The 19,151-nt window shown below is 64.7% G+C and carries 17 protein-coding genes and 1 tRNA gene; 14 read left to right on the top strand and 4 right to left on the bottom strand.

What is annotated here, in order from left to right; all coding sequences use genetic code 11:
* Positions 1–24 precede the first annotated feature (24 nt).
* From DND132_RS11815 to DND132_RS11765, 10 genes are all read left to right on the top strand, one after another.
* Positions 25–1,494, top strand: coding sequence for a HAMP domain-containing sensor histidine kinase (locus DND132_RS11815; RefSeq protein ID WP_014322979.1), 1,470 nt, complete (start codon positions 25–27; stop codon positions 1,492–1,494).
* Between the two features lie 228 nt (positions 1,495–1,722).
* Positions 1,723–2,049 carry a ComEA family DNA-binding protein gene (locus tag DND132_RS11810; protein WP_014322978.1) on the top strand — a complete coding sequence of 109 codons (327 nt, stop codon included), beginning with the start codon at positions 1,723–1,725 and terminating at the stop codon, positions 2,047–2,049.
* Positions 2,050–2,157: 108 nt separating this feature from the next.
* Positions 2,158–4,263, top strand: coding sequence for a molybdopterin-containing oxidoreductase family protein (locus DND132_RS11805; RefSeq protein ID WP_238528167.1), 2,106 nt, complete (start codon positions 2,158–2,160; stop codon positions 4,261–4,263).
* Positions 4,264–4,992: a 4Fe-4S dicluster domain-containing protein gene (locus tag DND132_RS11800; RefSeq protein ID WP_014322976.1), complete on the top strand. Its 729-nt coding sequence runs from the start codon at positions 4,264–4,266 to the stop codon at positions 4,990–4,992.
* Positions 4,989–5,702 carry a formate dehydrogenase subunit gamma gene (locus DND132_RS11795; protein ID WP_014322975.1) on the top strand — a complete coding sequence of 238 codons (714 nt, stop codon included), beginning with the start codon at positions 4,989–4,991 and terminating at the stop codon, positions 5,700–5,702. The genes DND132_RS11800 and DND132_RS11795 overlap by 4 nt, the downstream gene beginning before the upstream one ends.
* 32 nt (positions 5,703–5,734) lie before the next feature.
* Positions 5,735–7,483: a UGSC family (seleno)protein gene (locus tag DND132_RS11785; RefSeq protein WP_273701402.1), complete on the top strand. Its 1,749-nt coding sequence runs from the start codon at positions 5,735–5,737 to the stop codon at positions 7,481–7,483.
* Between the two features lie 60 nt (positions 7,484–7,543).
* Positions 7,544–8,881 (top strand): hypothetical protein, encoded by a 1,338-nt coding sequence (locus tag DND132_RS17720; RefSeq protein ID WP_014322972.1) that lies wholly within the window; start codon positions 7,544–7,546, stop codon positions 8,879–8,881.
* Between the two features lie 105 nt (positions 8,882–8,986).
* Positions 8,987–9,469, top strand: coding sequence for a TlpA disulfide reductase family protein (locus tag DND132_RS11775; RefSeq protein WP_014322971.1), 483 nt, complete (start codon positions 8,987–8,989; stop codon positions 9,467–9,469).
* 53 nt (positions 9,470–9,522) lie between these two features.
* Positions 9,523–10,119: a rhodanese-like domain-containing protein gene (locus DND132_RS11770; protein WP_014322970.1), complete on the top strand. Its 597-nt coding sequence runs from the start codon at positions 9,523–9,525 to the stop codon at positions 10,117–10,119.
* Positions 10,120–10,427: 308 nt separating this feature from the next.
* Positions 10,428–10,511: transfer RNA gene (locus DND132_RS11765), tRNA-Leu, on the top strand.
* Between the two features lie 845 nt (positions 10,512–11,356).
* Here the strand turns inward: DND132_RS11765 and DND132_RS11760 are convergent.
* Positions 11,357–13,177: a hypothetical protein gene (locus DND132_RS11760; protein ID WP_014322969.1), complete on the bottom strand. Its 1,821-nt coding sequence runs from the start codon at positions 13,175–13,177 to the stop codon at positions 11,357–11,359.
* A 499-nt stretch (positions 13,178–13,676) separates the two neighbouring features.
* Here DND132_RS11760 and DND132_RS11755 point away from each other — a divergent pair, with 499 nt between their 5' ends.
* Complete coding sequence (locus tag DND132_RS11755) at positions 13,677–14,303, top strand: chloramphenicol acetyltransferase (protein ID WP_014322968.1); 627 nt, start codon at positions 13,677–13,679, stop codon at positions 14,301–14,303.
* Between the two features lie 91 nt (positions 14,304–14,394).
* On the opposite strand, the gene DND132_RS11750 is transcribed toward DND132_RS11755, so the two are convergent.
* The 3 genes from DND132_RS11750 to DND132_RS11740 form a co-directional block, all read right to left on the bottom strand.
* Positions 14,395–15,033 (bottom strand): LysE family translocator, encoded by a 639-nt coding sequence (locus tag DND132_RS11750; protein WP_014322967.1) that lies wholly within the window; start codon positions 15,031–15,033, stop codon positions 14,395–14,397.
* A gap of 2 nt (positions 15,034–15,035) precedes the next feature.
* On the bottom strand, positions 15,036–15,479 hold the full coding sequence (locus DND132_RS11745) for a PACE efflux transporter (protein ID WP_014322966.1): 444 nt from the start codon (positions 15,477–15,479) through the stop codon (positions 15,036–15,038).
* A 68-nt stretch (positions 15,480–15,547) separates the two neighbouring features.
* Positions 15,548–16,303 carry a substrate-binding periplasmic protein gene (locus DND132_RS11740; RefSeq protein WP_014322965.1) on the bottom strand — a complete coding sequence of 252 codons (756 nt, stop codon included), beginning with the start codon at positions 16,301–16,303 and terminating at the stop codon, positions 15,548–15,550.
* A 160-nt stretch (positions 16,304–16,463) separates the two neighbouring features.
* On the opposite strand from DND132_RS11740, the gene DND132_RS18780 reads away from it, so the two are divergent.
* Genes DND132_RS18780 through DND132_RS11720 form a run of 3 tightly spaced genes read left to right on the top strand, consistent with a single transcriptional unit; the run spans position 16,464 to position 19,149 of the window.
* Positions 16,464–17,420, top strand: a complete 957-nt coding sequence (locus tag DND132_RS18780; RefSeq protein WP_014322964.1) for a DUF134 domain-containing protein — start codon at positions 16,464–16,466, stop codon at positions 17,418–17,420.
* On the top strand, positions 17,417–18,283 hold the full coding sequence (locus DND132_RS11725; RefSeq protein WP_014322963.1) for an ATP-binding protein: 867 nt from the start codon (positions 17,417–17,419) through the stop codon (positions 18,281–18,283). The genes DND132_RS18780 and DND132_RS11725 overlap by 4 nt, the downstream gene beginning before the upstream one ends.
* Positions 18,271–19,149: an ATP-binding protein gene (locus DND132_RS11720; RefSeq protein ID WP_014322962.1), complete on the top strand. Its 879-nt coding sequence runs from the start codon at positions 18,271–18,273 to the stop codon at positions 19,147–19,149. The genes DND132_RS11725 and DND132_RS11720 overlap by 13 nt, the downstream gene beginning before the upstream one ends.
* Positions 19,150–19,151 lie beyond the last annotated feature (2 nt).

The raw sequence follows: 19,151 nt of genomic DNA, 5'->3' as shown, positions 1-19,151 counted from the left end.
ATTCATTGGCTACAGGGAAACGGCATGCGCTTATACACAAAATTCATGATCTGGTCGGTGCTGAACCTCGTCTGGCTGGGGGTTGTCGTGCTCGGCGGCAGCTGGCTGCTGATCGGCAGCAACGGGGCCTACGCCCAAGTCCTGTTCCGCGGCGGCATCAACTCCGTCATGCAGGTTGTGGCCGCCAATCTCCAGTACAAGCCGATTTATGACTGGCAGAAGGTGCTCGACCGCTACAGCGAATCCTACGATATCCGCTTCCATGTGCAGGCCCTGGACGACATGGGGCACATTCCCACCCACGGCGCCATCCCGGACACGGTCATGGCCGAGGCGAGCAAGATGCCCAAGCCGCAGGTCTCCTTCTGCGCGGAGCCCGGAAGTTCGGAACGGCAGGACATCAACGCCGTGCTGGAAGCGGAAAGCGGATTCCTCCCCATGCAGAACGCGATCTATCTTCGTGCGGGCGACCCGACCCGCTACTGGTATGGCAGGCCGGTCTTCGTTCCCGACGAGAACCACAAGCTGCACTATGTCCTGTTGATCTCCTCCTCCACGTCCTTTTCCGGGCACGGGTTGTACTTCAACATGTACGGTGTACTGGTCACCATGGTGGTCGTGCTGGGCCTGTGCTTTCTCTGGTGGTGGCCGTTCGTGTGGCATCTGGCCAAACCCATCGGCCAGGTCACGGAAAAGGCGGAGCGCATAGCGGCCGGGGAGTACGTGCTGACCGAGAAGCGCAAGGACGACTATCTCCCGTCCCTGGGCCGCAAGGACGAAATCAGACGCCTGGCCGACGCCGTGGACAGCATGTCCAATCAGCTGATGCAGCAGATGTTCCGGCAGCGTCGCTTCATCCGTCAAATCGCCCACGAACTGGGCTCGCCCATTGCCAGGACGAAATTCGGCCTCGCCGTGCTGGAGGAACGCCTGGACGGCGATTTCGCGAACCGCGCACGCAAGATCAGCCGGGACGTCGAGGAGATCGCCGTCCTGGTGGAGGACGTCCTCGGGTATCTGCGCTCCGAGGGTCTCCCCGGCCAACCGCGCATCGAGATCGTTCCGTTGTATCATACGATCAATGAGATCATAGCGCTGGAAGGGCAAAGCGCGGACATCGAGTTTGAACGTCCGGAGCAGGAGTTTTACATCCGCACCGATCTGGAGTGCCTGCGCCGCATGGTGGGCAACGCCCTACGCAACGCCATCCGCTACGCCGCCGAACAGGGCGTCATCACGATCCGGGTGCAATGCCTGGTGGACGAGGTCCTCGTCAGTGTCGAGGATAACGGACCGGGCGTGCCCCCCACTGAACTGGCGCATCTCACGGAGCCTTTTTTCCGGGGAGAGGGCGCCGCCGATTATCCCGGCGGTTCCGGCCTGGGCCTGTCGATCGTCAAGCAGTGCATGGAAATCTGCGGAGGGCGCCTGGAATTCGCCAACCGGTCGCCGCACGGATTCGCCGTCTCCCTTTTCTTCCCCCTGTCCCATTAGGAGGGACCGCCCGGCATCCCCCCGCTGGGCTCGTCCGTCCATCCCCTTTCGCCGCTTTGTCCGGGCCTCGGCCCGGTCCCCATTTTACAATGAATTACAATTCAACACACCCGATTGAACGGCTTTTTACAATCGGGACGTAGAAGGTATTCGACGCTGCACAAGGGGCACGGGCCCCGCAGTGGGCGTCTGAGGACCAAGCAACTTGGAATAGAAGGGAAAAAAGACATGAAAAAGATGATGGCCATTCTCTCGTTGACATGGGCGCTTCTCATCCCGGCGTTCACCCTGGGTGTTTGCACGGACGTTCAGGCCGAGAGCGAACGGAAGGAAGTGAAACAGCGCCTGGAACTGAACAGCGTCACCGCCGAGGAGTTGGCGGCCACCGGCGTGGTGGACCTGGATCTGGCCAAGAAGATCATACAACTCCGCGAAGACCTGGGCGGCTTCCAGAATTACGACGATCTCGAGGAACTGAACATCCCCGCTGATCAGATGGAAAAGCTGCGTTGGAACACGACGATCAAAGGCATCGCCAGCGATTGTACCTGCTGATACTGGCAACCGACACCGACAGGGCGTCCAGTGAGAGAGGCGGTAATGAGCGAAAGTTATTCTAGGCGGCGATTTCTCCGGTTGAGTTCCGCGCTGTTGGCAGGAGGCGTGGCGGCGGCGGACGCCGCCCCCGCCCAGGCCCTGAACCTGCGTGGGGCGCGACCCAAGGGCGAGATCACCAAGGTCAAGGGATACTGTCCTTTTTGTCAGGTCAGGTGCACCTATACGGCGCTGGTCCGCAATGGCCGGATCGAGAGCCTGGTCGGCGAGCCGGACAATCCCTGGACCCATGGGACCATGTGTCCCAAGGGACTCTCCCTGGTGGAGCTGGTGCGCAGCCCGTCGAGGATCACCGAGCCCCTCCTGAAGCAACCGGACGGTACCTGGAAGCCCATTGCGTATACCGACGCCCTTGATCTCATTGTCCAGCGGGTCGAGGCCTGTCAACGCGAGCACGGCGAAACGGCCGGGGACCGCATCGCCCTCACGGGGCCCCTGTGGGATTGCCGGGAGAGCGAACTGGCCGCCGAAATGACCCTTTCCTTCATGGGCAGCAGGAACTTGATGCCTGCGGGCGAGGTGTGCATCAGCAGCGCCTCCAACATGCTCGGCCTCATGACCGGGGTGAACACCTCCACCACCACGGTCAACGAGATATGCAACTGCGAGACCCTCGTCCTCTGGGGCGCGAATATCGCCGAACTGTATCCGCCCTACAGCAATTGGCTGGACAAGGCGCGGAATGCGGGCGTGAACATCGTCTACCTCGATCCAAGGCGCACGCGCACCAGCCTGTGCTGTTCCAGCCAGCTCTCTCCCCGGCCCGGAACCGACGGCGCCATGGCCATGGGCGCGATCCGGCACATTCTGGCGACCGGCAGCTATGACGCCGACCGGGCCGGGCAGCTGATCTCCGATCTCGACATGCTGCGGGAGGACGTAGAGCCGTACACCCTGGAAAAGGTCGCCGGAATCACGGGCGTACCGAAAGAACTGGTGGAGGAATTCGCCGACACCCTGGGCAGGAGCCGAAGGACCATCATCTGGCTCGGCGGTTCCCTGTCGCGCTACACCAACGGCATCCAGAGCCTGCGGGCCGTCATGCTGCTCCAGGGGCTGCGCGACAACCTCATCGGCAGCGGCAAGGGCCTGCTGACCATGGAAGGGGGCAAGCCCGCCGGAGAGGACGAATTCATCGACCACATCTGCGGCCCCAACGACAAGCCCAGGATGAACTTCCGACGGTTGTTCAGGGCCATGAGCAAGGGCCAACTCGACATCCTGTTTCTCAACTCCTCCTACCGCCGCTACCCGGACAGCAAGAACGTCCGCGCGGCCATACAGAAGGTCCCCTTCGTGGTGCATCGCGGCTTCTTCCTGACCGAAGAGGCCGAGGTGGCGAATCTGTTCATGCCCGCGACGTTCTCCCCGGAAAGCCAAGGGTCGCACTACGGCGCGGAAAAGCAGGTGGTCTGGCGCGAAAAGGTCGTGGATGCGCCGGGGTCCTGCGTGCCCGACTGGCAGTTCTACCGGGACATCGGGCGGCGCATCGCCGGCGACAGGTATCCCCGGTTCGAGCGGCCCGAGGACCTGTACCGTCTGTTCGTCTCCCTGGTGCCCTCCTGGCGGGGGCTGACCCTGGAGCGCCTGCGCAAGGCCCAGGGCGGCATGGTCTGGCCGCGTTACCACGAGAACGATCCCGAACGGCTGGGGACGTCCTTCACCCAGGGCAAGCTCCTGACCCCGGACGGCAGGATGCCGGTAGATGACAGCGTGTTCGGCCGCATCAACTGGTCCTACCCCCGCGGCAATCCCCAGGGGCGTGACAACGACCCCAAGTACCCGCTGGTGCTGCTGCAAGGCAAGGTGTTGACCCAATGGCAGCAGACCTTGACGAACTATTCCGAGGCGCTGTCCAGGTTCTCCCACGGACGTTTCGTCAACATCCATCCGGATACCGCGGCGGAAATGGGGGTGAAGGACGGCGACATGGTGGCCCTCGAGACCGCCACCGGAAGCCTGGAGGCGAGAGTGGAACTGTGCGCCGAGATCGTGCCCGGCATCGTGTTCACCCCGTCGCATTTCAACAGGACCGCTCCATTCGCGCAAAACCGGAGCGATCACATCAACCTGATCGTGCCCAACTACTGGGATCGCATTTCCTCCCAGGTCAACGGCGTCGGCTGCACGATCCGCAAACTGCAGGGGGCATAAATGGCTCGGTATGTCATGGCGATCGACGCAACCCGGTGCGTGAACTGCAAGGCGTGCATCGTGGCCTGCCAACAACGGAACGGGGTGCCTTACTCCCTGACCCGGAACTGGGTTCGCGAGACCCCGGCCCCGGATTCTCCCACCGGGCTGCGCTACCAGCCCGGAGCGTGCATGCATTGCGACAAGCCGAGCTGCGTGGAGGCCTGTCCCACCGGCGCAACCTACAAGGCCGGGGACGGCAGCGTGGTCGTCGACCATGACCGCTGTATCGGCTGCGGCGGCTGCGTGGCCGCCTGTCCGTACAACGCCCGTTTCCTGAATCCGCATACGGGCACGGCGGACAAGTGCGACTACTGCCGCGACGCCGGGGTGCCGGGCCAGCCTCCGGCCTGCGTGCAGGTCTGCCCCATGAATTGCCGCATCTTCGGGAACGCCGACGATCCCCAAGATCCCGTCTCGGCGGTGCTGGCGGCCAACGTGAACGTCCATGTCGTCCCGTCGAGCCGGGACACCCGGCCCACGCTCACCTATCTGGGGGCCACAACCCCCACCGACTGGCCCGGTGAAGTCCGGATGCCCGAGGGGCTGGCTGCCATGGCCATCGTCTCCAAGGGCGTGAAATGGCTGGGAGGCCTGGCCTTGTTCGGAGTGGCGGGCGTGTTTGTCGAACATCTTTTCTGTCCCGGCCTTGCCGAGGACACACATGGGGACAAGGGGGAGCAGGCATGATCCGCCGACACGCGTTCAGCGCGATATTGATGCATTGGTTCAACGCCGCATGCTGGCTTCTGCTCACCTTTACCGGATTCGGAATGCTCGCGAATCCCGACATGCAGCCCATCGGCCAGTGGTGGTCGGATCTGTGGACCGGAATGCTCGGCTCCCTGGGCGTGCTGCGGCTGCACGTCGCCCTCGGCTGCCTGTGGATCGCGGCCTATCTGCTGTTCCTGCTCCTGCGGACCCCGTCGGTCGCGATCCCATTCCTGTATGAGATCACCCGGTTGCACCTGAAGGACGACCTGAAGTGGTGCCTGCGCAAGGGGCTCTCGCTGGTGCTGGGCGCACGCCTCATGGGCCGGCTCGGCCTGGACGCGACCCTTCCTCCCCAAGGCTTCTACAACGCGGGGCAGAAGATCGTGGCCGTCTTTGCGGTGTTGTGCGGCCTGGGCCTGGCGGCGACCGGCGTTCTCATGCTTCTTTTCTCGGGCGGGCCGGAAAGCGAGGCGTTGATGCGTTGGTACCTGCTCATTCACTTCGCCTGCGCGGGGCTGATGGCCATCTTCATCCCTGTCCACATCTACATGGCCGCACTCGCCCCGGGCGAGGGTCCGGCCATGCGCTCCATGCTTACCGGCCTGGTGCCGCTGAATTTCGTGCAAAGGCATAATCCGTTGTGGTTCGAAAAACTGTCCCGGGATAAGAGCACCGGTGTGAAGTGACGGGGCTCCGCCTTGGGCAAAAGGAGAAAATGATGAAGATACGAATCGGCCTTTTCCTGCTGGCTCTACTGGGCCTGCTGACCTCCCCCGCAATAGCCGCCGAGCAGGCGCAGGAATGGGAGGTCCTCAACCCAACCGGCGTCGTCAAACAGGCGAACATCAAGCCCGCGGCGCGTCCCGACACCCTCGAAGGGAAGACCATAGTGTTTCGCTGGAACGGCAAGCACAACGGCAACAATTTCCTGCAGCGGCTGACGGAATTGATGGCCGAAAAGTACCCCTCGGCCAAGATCGTCAAGGCCTGGGAAGTTGACCCCTCCCTGAACAAGATCTCGGGCAACAAGGTGGAATCCAAGCGCATCGCGAAGGCGCTCAAGGACATGGGAGCGGATCTGGTGATCGCCTCCCAATGCGATTGAGGCTCCTGCACTTCATGGCTGGTAGTTGACCAGTCCAACGTTGAGCAGCTTGGCATCCCCACCGTTACCGTCGCGACCAACTCCTTCCTCGGGCTCGCCCGAGGGACCATGGCCAGTATCGGCATCTCCGACATGTGCTTTGTCGAAGTGCCGCATCCCATCGGAATGATTCCCCTTGAAGAGGTCCGGGCCAAAGCCGACAAGGCCTTCCCGGCCATCATCGACGCTGCCTTGAACTGGAAGCCGCAGGCTGCCCAGGATACAAAGGCAATGCCCCCCTATCCCGCGCGGCGGGTGAAGATCACCGGAACCTACGCGGATCTGAACGCCATCTTCGCGAAGCGCAAGTGGTCCGGCGGCATGCCGATCATTCCGCCCACTCCCGAAGCCGTGGCGGCCATGCTCAAGGGCACCAGGCACGACCCCTCCGAAGTGCTCTGGAACGTGCCCCCGCGCATGGGCCAACTGACGGTTGAACTCGTTGCCGCCCTGGGCGTGATGTCCGGCTGCAAGCCCGAGCACATGCCTCTGCTTCTGTCCACGATCAAGGCCTTCAGCGACCCGCGGGTGGATTGGCAGGGCTGCAACACGACCACCGCCGCCACCGTGCCGGTGGTCATCATCAGCGGGCCGATCCTCGACAAGCTGGGCATCGGCTATTCGACCGGCGAACTGGGCAGTTTCATGCCCGTGAACAGTGCGCTCGGCTACTTCATCAACCTTGTCGGCGACCTTGTCGGCGGCTCCGTCCCGCCGGTCATCGACAAGAGCACGCAGGGAATGCCCAGCGACCATGTCGCGGCGGTCTTCGGTGAAAACGCCAAGGAAACGCCGTGGAAGCAGACCTACGCCGAGGAAATGGGCTTCAAGGCCACGGACAACGTCGTGACGGTGTTCGGCGCCTACCCCGGCAACGCCAACGTGGATCACAACAGCGCCTCGGGTTCCGCCCTGCTCGACACCCTTTCCAGCGGTGTGTCCGGAGCGGCCAGCGGCATCGGCGCGTGCTACGCGGAATACGGCAAGCCGAGCGGAAAGCGCTACAACCAGATCACCTTCGCCTTCATGATGCTCTGCCCGGAACACGCGGCGACCATCTACAAGGACTTCCCCAACAAGGCCGATGTGAAGGCGTTCATGCAGAAGCATACCGTCAAGCCGTTCAAGTACTACACGTCCGGACCTCTCGGCTGCATGCCGCCGGACTTCGTCAAGGACTACGACGGCGAGACGCTCATGCCGCGCTTCATGAACCCCGATTCATTCCACATCGTGGTTACCGGCGGTCCCGGCAAGCAGTCCCAGCTGTGGCTGCCGTTCGCAACCGTGACGCAACCGGTGTCCGTCCTGATTGAGGACTAACCGATACAAACAGGAGCCCGGCCCGAGTGGGCCGGGCTCCTTCCAAAAGGAGGGGACGGCATGGGCAGCAAAAGGTTGCAAGGCGGCGCGCTGATCGCCCTCATGGCCCTGTTGTGGAGCCTCGGAGCGGGGAGCGTCCCCGAATCCCTGGCCGGGCAGTCCCCGGTAACGGATCTCGGCGGCGACGACATCGTCTGGGTCTGCAACCCGGCCGGGGTTCGCGATGACGGCTCGTTCGTGGACATGGCGCTTCGCCGTGTGAGGGACTCCATGGGCCTCGAATATCCTCCCCTTGCGGGCGAATTCCCCGAAACGGACGTGGAAAGGATGCGCGTCCGGGGTGACGGAAGCGCCGCCATCAACGATCTTTTCTACAAGCGCGGCTGGACCGACGGGCTGCCCGTCGTCGTCCCGACCTTCGAACGTCTGAAGAGCATGCTCACGGGCACCGATCTCGAAAGAGCATATGAGGTGGCCACCCTCGCGCCCATGAACGGCGTGGCCACGGTGGAGAAAATCGCCGTGAACGCGATCATGGCGGGCTGCCGCCCGGTGCACATGCCCATCCTGATCGCGGCGGTCCGGGCCATCGCGGACCCGGACTTCGACCTGCGCGGCATGTCCACGACCACCAGCCCCGACGTTCCCTGCATCATCATCACCGGCCCGATCGCCAGGCAGATCGGCCTGAACACCGGGTTCAACGTCATGGGGCGCGGCAACCGGGGAAACGCCTCCATCGGCCGCGCCCTGCAACTGATCATCAACAACATCGGCGGCAGCTGGCCCGGCATCACGGACATGTCCTGCCTCGGTTCACCGGCGGAACACGGCATGGTCATCGTGGAGAATCCGGATGGCAACCCATGGCCTTCGTTCAACGAGGATATGGGCCTGCCGGCCGACGCCAACGCCGTCACCGTGCTCGGCGCGGAAGGCTGGCGCGTCGCCGTGGCCCACGGCTGGAGCGGCCCGGACGTGATGCGCCTCATGGGTCGCCACCTGGCCGGACTGGCCTACCAGCGTCCCCGGTGGCCCACCATCCTGGTGGTCATCCCGGGCGACACCGCCTATCAGCTCGCGCACGAAGGCTATACCAAGGAGAGAATCCGCAAGGAACTCCGCGAACAGAACCCCATCCCCAAAGGGGAATACGAAAAATGGTTCGCCAATGATTTCTGGAAGCAGGGGGTGACCAGGACGCTCGCCGAACACCCCGGGGAACCGGTCATTGCCGCGCCGGAGACGGACCACCTGCTGATCCTCTACGCGGGGGGCAACGGAATGAAGAACATCATCGTCCCCGGCTGGTTCGGGGCCAAGGGGCCCGTAACCCGCGAGGTCGAGCTGCCGCCGGACTGGGACGACGTGGTCGCCGCCGACAAAGGGGCGTTCTAGGCCGCCGATGCCGTCGGCACAGCCTTCCGCCTTCCCGCTTCACCTGTAAACCCGAGGGGCGTTTTCGTGCATCGAACCGCCCTTCCTCCCCAATAGGAACGTGTCATGCGACGTGGAAACATGGTGTTTTTCGTTTCGGTCCTGGCGCTGCTGTTGAACATCTGCCCGGCGGCGCAGGCCGGACCGGTGGACGTGACCGGGGCGCGAGACCTGAACGAACGGATTCAGGCGGAAGACGGCCGGCCGTTGCTGCTGGTCTATTGGGCGTCGTGGTGCCCGCATTGCCGGGTCTACCTTTCCCAGCTCGGGGCCCTGCGCGACAGCTACCCGGAAAAGGATCTCCGCATCCTCGGGGTCTCGCTGGACACGGACAGGGACCACGCGAGGGAGTTCTTGTCCGAACATCCGTTGCCCTTTCCGGTCCTCCTGTCCAACAGCGAGGTTGTCGATTCCCATCGCAACAAGCCGATTCCCCAGACGATCCTCTATGGAGCCGATGGTGTCGAAAAATGGCGGTTCATAGGCGAGGTCAGGGAAAAACGGCTCAATCACTACATCAAGCTGCTTATCAAGCAGGCTGAGCAATAAACCATCAACCCGGATGGGCCGACACGCAGGCCCGGCCAACGAGGAGAAAATCCATGCTGATTTCACGAACCGGACTGGCGATCGCCATCCTGTGCCTGGCCCTCTCCGCCACCCCCGGATACGCCGCGGAAAGGCCGTCCGAAGAAAAGAAGCAGACCGTGCTGGATCTCTATGTGACGCCTTCCGAGGCCTATGCCCAATGGGAGGCGGACAAGGACAACGTGCACATCGTCGACTGCCGCACCCCGGAGGAATACGCCCTGATAGGCCATGCGCCCATGGCGGTCAACATACCGGTCATGTTCATGACCTGCATCTTCAACCCCAAGACCAGAAGCTACGTCATGCAGCCGAACGCCGAATTCGAGGAGATGGTCAAGGCGCGCTTCGGCACCGGCGACATCATCATGATCATGTGCCGTTCGGGGAGCCGCAGCGCCCTGGCCGTGAACAGGCTGGCCAAGGCCGGATTCACCAGGGCCTACAGTATCCTCGACGGATTCGAGGGCATTCCGGACCACACCCCCGACAGCCCGAACAATGGTCGTCGCCTGGTCAACGGCTGGGCCAATTCGCGGCTCCCGGTCACCTTCGCCATGCGCAAATCCCTCATGTACAATCAGGAGAGCGGCCTCTGCTGTCCCCGATGAGGCCGATATGCATCCTTACCGGGGAGCGCCCTGTGCGTAGCGCCCCCTCATGCCCACGTCGCAACGGCGAAGGGAACAGGCACCGGGTTTATCCTGGCTTTCTCCCGACAAGTCCCTGACCTCGGACACGAGGCGGAAGGCCCGCGATCTACCGTGCAATTCATGCGGGGTCATTGGCGATGGTCTCGGGTTCCCGGACAGTTGTCACAGACGCTTCTCCCTAAATGCCGACAACGGCGGGCAGCCTTAGACCTGACGCCGAATGACAAGCCGGCGCGCCGCGCCACCCGCGGCCACAGACGGAACGTGCTGAAGTGGTGGAATTGGTAGACACGCATGGTTCAAGACCATGTAACCGTTCGGCCGTGGCACTTCGAGTCTTCTCTTCGACAGCATTGGAATTTTCTCCTTACCTCACTTAAGTTGACAATATTTTTTAATAGCACTATAATTATTTAAAATAATTAGCATATTTATATTCAACGTGTGTGAAGAAATGTGTGATTCCCATTCCGAAATCACCGCAAGACCTCGAAGAACACCATCTATCACCAAAAAGTAACCCCCTGCCATGTTTGAAAAACAAGGCAGGGGGCAGCTTTTCAGAAACGTGGTGGGTACTTTTGAGAATCCCATCGCCTCGCTGCGCTCGGAGTGCGTGCGGCGGCGAAAGGCTGGCGCGGGATGCCTTCCGCCGTGCCGGTGTGCGATTTCGGACGGGAAAAACGGATGGGCCGACGTGCGTCTTCACGAAACAGCACCCGCCGTTTTTCCCGCCCGAAATCGCGGTTTTTTATTTTTTAGGAGGGGAATAGCGCGGAAATAGCTTCTGTTTTGCCGCTTATTACCAACGCCGCAAAACCGGCTTAACGGATTCCGACCAACCGCCCGGCGGCGTTGGGCGGTGTCCCGAAGGGTTCGCGCCGGGCGGCCCTCCGGGGCCCGTGGCCGTCCGGCGCGAACCCTTCGGGACACCGCCTGCCCGCCCCTGGCCAAGCCCACCGCCAACGATCTCCGCCCTTCCGCGCCTCACCCCGCGAAGCGGCGCCAAAAAGTTTGGGAGAGTCCAGGGAACCCTTTCCAAAGGGTTCCCTGGTCCCGCCGACAAATCCGCAGGACAGCGGATTTGGACCGCGCCTGGAAAGGCGCGACCCCGCAGGGGTGAGCCCCAGGACGGGGCGAATCAAGGCGACCCCCGGTAGGGCCGCCGGAGGCCTTCCCCGCTCGTCCACCCGGCCTAGGCCAGGTGGCCGCCGGAGTCGATGATGGCCTGGATCTGGTCGTTGAGGGTGTCGGCGTCGGAGCCGGTATGGAGGATGGCGTTGATATCGGCGGCTTCGACGCCGAGGAGGGTGACCTGGATGGTCTCGTGTCCGTCGCCGATGAGCAGGTGGAGGTCGCCGTCCAGTTGGGAGGCGCTTTGCAGGGACAGGCCGTCGGCGAGGAAGAGCTGGTCGTAGTTAAGGGTCTCGCCGTCATCCACGGTGAAGTTTTCCACGATCAGGGTTTCGCCGTCCACCAGGGCGTCGCGGTTGAGGATGATGGAATCGCTGCCGTCGCCGAGGCGCACGTAGTCGTCGCCGGAGCCGGGCAGGATGAAGGTTTCGCCCACGGGTTCGGAAGTGTCGTGGGACTCCTCCGTGCCGAAGACGAGGGGTCGTCCGGCCACGATGAAGTCGTTGCCCGAGCCGCCGGAAATGACGGTCAGGAAGTTTTGTCCGCCGTACAGGGCGTCGTCGCCCGCGCCGCCGTCGATGACTTCGGCATAGGAGTAGGTGTTGTCCACGCCGTCGACCACGGTGTGGGCGGAGCCGAAGATGGCGTCGTCGCCGTCGGTGCCGGTCAGGTATTCGGCTTGGTCGACGGCATCGGATTCGCCGCCCGTGATGAGGGTGTCGAAGTCGCGGTAGGCGGTGACGTCGTCGATGAGGGTACCGTAGCCGTCGTTGTGGGCGGAAAATTCGGAGAAGGTCAGGTCGGCGTGGTCCTGGTCGGCGGTCAGGGTGAAGACGAGTTCGGTCCAGTCTGTGCTGCCGTCCGTGGTGTAGCCCAGGTTGGAGAAGTGGAAGGCGTCGGTGGTGCCGTCGGCGGCGGTCACGCCTTCACCCAGGGTGACGAGCCAGTCCCCGGCGTCGGCGTCCCAGGTGACTGTGGCCACCAGCTGGTCGCCGAGGGTGAGCTGGAAGTCGTTGGTATCCATGCCGAGGTCGCGGACCGACTCGTCCACGCGCGGGGCGAAGTGGAAGGCGATGGTCACGGCCTCGCCCGCCTTGGTGGCGATGGCCTGGGACAGGGTGTCGATGGTCCCGGACGTGGCGTCGAGTTCCATGAGCCGTTCGCCCTCGCTGGGAGTCTGGGGCATGTCCTGGCCCCAGGTCTTCATGTGGTTGTCCGAAGTTTCGGCGGCGGACCGCGCGGCCATGAACATCATGCGCCGGAACTGCGGGATGACCGGGGCGGCCGGGTCGCCGGTGTTGCGCCAGTGGTCCACGTCGTCGAGCCAGGTCCAGGTGTCGCCGGTATAGCCCGAGGCCTCGAAGCTCGGGTTGAGCACGATCTGCACGGATTCGGTTTCGGGGTAGATGGTCTGTCCGGACTGGCCGGCCAGGGGTGCGGTTTCCGCGGGCGGCAGGGGCGCGGAGGGCGCGCCCTGGGGCTGGGGCGATTCGCCGAACAGGGTGGACTGGCCGCTCATGGCGTCCAGGCCGTTGCCGAGCGCACCGGGGTCGTCGGCGTATGCGCCCGCGCCGGACCCGTCGGGCATGTCCCCGGCGGCGGTCTCGAACTCCCGGCCGAAGGCGAAGAGGTAGACCCCGCCCGCCACCAGCTGGCCGTCGAGCAGTTCGAAGACCGGCAGGGCGTGCTGCCCGGCCAGGTCCAGGTAACCCTGAAGGACCACGCTCCCGCCCCAGGGCAGGGAGATGACCAGATCGTTTCCCGAGGCCGCGAACTCGGCTTCCGAGAGGTCAAAGGCGAACTTCACCGGAACGCCCGCTTCCAGCCGATAGGTCTCCCTCTCGCCGGACTCGGGCGGCAGCACGTTGATCCGTTCGGCCATGACCGCGCTCCTTGAAAAAGGTTCCAGGGGATGCCGCCGCAATTGCTCCCCATCATAATTAGAATGAACGCTATTTTTTGTCAATACACGAATATTTCATAATTCCGTAGAGTTGTTATGTGCAAAAATAGTGAGTTTTCCCCCTGCCCCAGGCGCCGCCAAGGGTTCCCGCCCCTGGCCGCAGGGTCCGGCGCAACCGGACGGACCACTTTATCAACAGGGTCATGTGGAAAACTAGCCGCCTTGACACGGCGCGGACCATTCCCCCAAAACCGGCCCTTTCCAGGCCAATCCGCGCATATATCGGGACAATTTCTTTGTACGGAGGAAATGCGCCGGGCATTGGACGCGGCTCGGCGGCCCGGAGGCGGTGGCGGCCGACCGTGCGGAAGGTGCGATTTCCGCCATGGTCGGTATATAACCAGCTGACAGGATTGGACTTGAGGAAACGGCGCGTTCCGGCTTTACAGCCGGGGAAGGGTCCCGTAGACCGGAGGGTATGAAGAAGATCGACCTGCACGCCTGGCCGCGCAAGAGCCTGTACGACTATTTCCGGTCCCTGCCCTCGCCCCATTTTTCCCTGACCGCGGACGTGGACGTCACCGCGCTGATCACCCTGGCCAAGCCGCGCGGGGTGTCCGTGTTCAACGCGGTGCTCTTCGCGGTCATGCGGGCCGCCAACCGCATCCCCGAGCTGCGCCAGCGGCTCCTCGGGGAGGACGTGGTCGAGTTCGAGGCCGTGCACCCCGCGCCCACCGTGCCCATTGAGGGCGACCGCTTCGCCTTCTGCCAGTTCGACTACGTCCCGGACTGGAACGACTTCGACGCCATCTGCTCCGAAGCCATGGAGCGCGGCAAACGGCAGACCGAACTCGTGGACGGCTCCGGCGACCGCCTGGACCTGATCTTCACCACCTGCCTGCCCTGGGTCAGCTTCACCTCCATGCACCACCCGGTGCAGGGGCCGGACGACAGCTTCCCGCGCATCGCCTGGGGCCGGTTCACCGAGTGCGGCGGGGCCTGGCGCATGCCCGTGAACCTCCAGGTCCACCACGCCCTGGCCGACGGCCTGCACGCGGGAAAGTTCTATCAGTACGTCCAGGAGGCCCTGGACTCGTTCCGGTAGGCATGCGGCGGACGCGCCGAAAGCATCCGGCCGCGCCTCCCGAACAGAGGGGGGGCGGCGGGCTCTTGTCGCGCGTCCGGGGGACGGGCGGCTAGCTGACGGGGTCGGACATGGCCAGGCGGATGCCCAGGCCGATGAACAGGGTCCCGGCGGCGCGCTTGGCCCAGGTGCCGAAGGAGGTGTCCTTGCCGAGTTTGGCGGACACGCGGGCGGCGGACCAGGCGTAGGCCAGGTTGACCAGGGTGCCGTTGAGGGTGAAGACCACGCCGAGGATGAGGAAGGCGAGCGGCTTGTTGGGCGCGTCCACGGCCACGAACTGGGGCAGGAAGGCCATGAAGAAGAGGGCCACCTTGGGGTTGAGGGCGTTGGTCCAGAACCCCTGGGCGTAGATCTTGCGCGCCCTGACCTTGAAGAATTCGTCGTGCTCCCGGTCGTGGCCGTTGCCGTTCCTGCGCCACATGGTCAGGCCGACCCAGATGAGATAGGCCGCGCCCGCGAACTTGACCACGGTGAAGGCCATGGCCGAGGTGGCCAGGATGGCGGACAACCCCAGGGCCGCGGCGAAGACGTGCACGAAGCAGCCGGTGCCCACGCCCAGGGCGGCGATGGAGCCCATCTTCCAGCCGTGGGACGCGCCCCGGCTGACGATGTAGAAGACGTCCTGTCCCGGAGTGATGTTCAGGAGCAGGCCGGACATGACGAAGAGCAGGAAGTCGTGGACGCCGAACATGGTCAGTCTCCGGCCGGTTGGGTTGCGGGCCCGGCGGGCATGGGGAAGAGCGCGTCGTAGGCCCAGTTGTAGAGATAGGTGTAGGCCAGGAAGAAGACCGTGAACCCGAGGTCCGCGACCAGGGCGGACCACAGGGAGAGGTCCAGCCACCAGCTGATCAGCGGCACCGTGACCAGGGTCAGGGAGATTTCGAAGCTCAGGGCGTGCACCGCGCGCAGCCATGGCGGCCGGACGTTCAGCGGACGGCCCAGGCGCAGCAGCAGATGGTCGAAGGCCAGGTTGAATAGGTAGTTGCAGATCATGGCCGCAGCGGACATGGACACGGACAGCATGCCCACGCGCAACAGCTCGCGGTCCAGCGCCCAGGCCGCCAGGGGCGTGCAGGTCAGGAGCCCGAAGAACTCGTAGAGCAGGGTGTGGCGGAGCCGGTCCGCGTGGGTGCGCATGGCAGAAGGGAATACACCCGGCGGCCGCGCTTGTCCACGGGCCGGGGACGCGGCGGGCCCGGGGCCGGTCAATAGTCGTCGAAGTCGGGGTAGGTGTGCCCCCACTTCTCGTAGATGGGCCGGAGCCTGCCCTCCCCGTGCAGGCGGCGCATGCCCTCCTCGTACATCCTGATGACCTTGTCGCTGCGCGGGCCGGTGTTGAACATGGGGTGGTACGAGCGGCGGCCCGCCCTGCGGATGTCGAAATCGGCCGGGGTGAAGCACGGGCCCTGGCGCATGGAGTGCCGGATGAAGGCCATGTCGTCCACGTAGAAGTCCGACCGGCCGAGCAGGACCATCTCCAGGCACTTGACCCCGGAGGGCATCTCGCGGATGCGCACGGGCACCGGGAAATCCCAGTCGTGGTAGAACCCCTTCTGGGCCGCCACCTCGCGGCCGCGCAGGCTCTCGCCCCCCCGCCACGGGCCGATGCGGTCCTTGCGGAAGAAGACGTAGTAGTCGTTGACGTATAGGGGAAGGCGGGCCAGACGCAGGGGCGGTTCGGCCCGGTCGTCGCAGAGCATCATGTCGGCCCAGCCCAGGCGGACCAGCTCGTCGGCCCGGTCCGAGGGCACGTACTCGTGCCGCACCGCAATCCCGTACAGGGCGAAGACCGCGTCCAGGACCTCGTGATACAGCCCGGTGCCGTCCCGGTTGGTGAAGGTTTCCCAGGAGGGACCGGCGGTTATGACCTCGGTGACCCCCTCTGCGGGCTCCATGCACCAGGCGGATACGGAAAGCAGTACGGCCCCAAGGCCCGCGAGGATGAACAGGGTGGTTCGCATTCTATGGAATTGCCCCGTAACCGTCACGCGCGTCAATGATTTTCCCGGATCGGGAAATACCCCCGGAACCATTTTTTGGGCATATGCTCATTTTTACCCTTGACTCCGGGATTTCCGAGCGTATCTTCATATGCGCAACCGTTCATACCAGTGAGGACCGATGGGAAGGCGAAAGATCAGGCGGACCGTGCAGCGGGAACCCGGCGCGACATACTACAAGCCGCAGGGCATCCCCATGCTCGAATTGCAGAACGCAACCCTGACCCTGGAGGAGCTCGAGGCGCTTCGGCTGGCCGACGCGCAGGGGCTGACCCAGGAGGAGGGCGCGCAGGCCATGGGTGTTTCCCGGGCCACGTTCGGCAGGGTCCTCGGCGCGGCGCGGCACATAGTGGCCACGGCGCTGGCCGAGGGCATGGCCATCCGCATCGACGGCGGCCACTACACCCTGGCCGAGGACGCCTGGGAGTGCCCCAAACTGTTACCGGACGAGATGTCCGAAACCATTGGAGGCGACAATATGCCGGGAATGGACGGAACCGGACCGCGCGGAATGGGCGGCGGACGATGCATGGGCGGCAGAGGCCGAGGCATGGGCCGAGGCATGGGACAGGGCCGCGGCATGGGCGGCCAGGGCATGGGCCAGGGCCAGGGTCGCGGCATGAGCGGCCAGGGACAGGGCATGGGCCAGGGTCGCGGAGCCGCACAGGGCTCCGGAACGCAACAGCAAATCAAGGATACGACAATGAGCAAGATAGCAGTGACCACCGAGGGACCGACCATGGATGACCGCGTGGACCCGCGCTTCGGCCGGGCGGCGGGCTTCGCCATCGTGGACCCGGAAACCATGACCGTGGTCCAGTACGTGGACAACGGCGGCTCCCAGGCCATGGCCCAGGGCGCGGGCATCCAGGCCGCCGAGAACGTGGCCAACGCGGGCGCCTCGGTCCTGTTGACCGGCTACGTCGGGCCCAAGGCCTTTGCGGCCCTCCAGGCCGCGGGCATCGCCATCGGCCAGGACGTGGACAACCTGACCGTGCGCCAGGCGGTCGAAAAGTACGTGGCGGGCCAGGTCGACATGGCCGACACCGCCAACGCGCCCGCCGGAGGCAACAAGTGATCTACGCCGTCGCCAGCGGCAAGGGCGGCACGGGCAAGACCACGGTGTCTTCGTCCCTGGCCGCCCTTTGGGACGGGCCCGCGACCCTGGTGGACCTGGACGTGGAGGAGCCGAACCTGCACCTCTTCCTCAAGCCCGACCTGACCGACGTGCGCAAGGCGTACATCGAGGTCCCCGAGGCCGACGAGTCCAAGTGCACCCGCTGCCGCGCCTGCGCCGACATCTGCCAGTTCAAGGCCATCACGGTCATGGCCGACACCCTGCTCGTCTTCCCGGAGATGTGCCACGGGTGCGGCGGCTGCCTGGCCGTCTGCCCGGAGGGCGCGCTCTTTCCGGGCCGCCGCGAGCTGGGCGAGATCTGCCGGGGCACGGCCGGACGGCACGGCTTCGTCATGGGCAGGCTGCGCGTGGGCGAGGCCATGAGCCCGCCGCTCATGCGCCAGGTGCGCCGCCTCTTCCCGGAACTCTCGGCCAGGGGGGACATCCTCATCGACGCCCCTCCGGGCGTGAGTTGCCCGGCCATCGCGGCCGTGACCGACGCGGACTGCATCGTCCTCGTGACCGAGCCCACGCCCTTCGGCTTCCACGATTTCAAGCTCGCCTGGGAGGCCTTCAAGCCCCTGGGGAAACCCATGGGCGCGGTCATCAACCGGGCCGACCTGGGCGATACGGCGGTGCGCGATTTCTGCCGGGACAACCTCATCCCGGTCTGGGCCGAGATCCCCTATTCGCGGGACATCGCCGAGACCTACTCGCGCGGCGAGATCGTGGCCGGGGCCCTGAGCGGTCTGGAACAGACCTTCACCCGGCTGCGCGAACACATGCGCGCCGCGGCAGCAGGAGGTGACGCATGCGCGAAATAGTGGTCATCAGCGGCAAGGGCGGCGCGGGCAAGACATCCATGTGCGGGGCCTTCGCCCACCTGGCGGACAAGGCCATCCTCTGCGACCTGGACGTGGACGCCCCGGACCTGCACCTGCTGCTCGATCCGCAGGTCCAGTCCGAGGAATCCTTCTACTCCGGGCACGAGGCGGTCATCGACCCCGAGCGCTGCATCGGCTGCGGCCAGTGCGCCGAGCTGTGCAGGTTCGACGCCGTGCGCGAGGACGGCGACGTCTATCGCGTGAACTCCCTGGCCTGCGAGGGGTGCAAGGTCTGCGTGGCCCTGTGCCCGGAAAAGGCCATCGACTTCCCGGAAAAGCACTGCGGCCAGTGGTACGTGTCCGACACCCGGTTCGGGCCCATGGTCCACGCCCAGCTCTTCCCCGGCGAGGAGAACTCCGGCCGCCTGGTCACCCTGCTCAAGCAGAAGGGCCGGGCCATGGCCGAGGAACAGGGCCTGGACCTGGTCCTGTGCGACGGCACGCCCGGCATCGGCTGCCCGGTGATCAGCTCCATGGCCGGGACCGACGTGGCCGTGATCGTCACCGAGCCCACCCCGTCGGGCCTGCACGACCTCAAGCGCGTGGCCGAGCTCTGCGAGCGGTTCCGCACCAAGGTGGCCGTGCTGGTCAACAAGTGGGACATCAACCCGGCCATGACCGAGGAAATCGAGCGGTGGAGCACGGGCCGGGGCTACACCCTGGTCGGGCGCTTCCCCCACGACCGGGCCGTGGTCGACGCCATGCTCGAACGCAAGGTCGTGACCGAGACGGACAACGCGGAACTCTCGCGCATCATCAACGCATCCTGGGCCGGGGTCCTGGCCCTTCTGGATACATGCAATTAACC

The organism is Pseudodesulfovibrio mercurii (genome assembly GCF_000189295.2).
GTDB classification, from domain to species: domain Bacteria; phylum Desulfobacterota; class Desulfovibrionia; order Desulfovibrionales; family Desulfovibrionaceae; genus Pseudodesulfovibrio; species Pseudodesulfovibrio mercurii.
The sequence above is the reverse complement of the archived record's forward strand: the minus strand, read 5'-3'. Positions and strand labels throughout refer to the sequence as shown.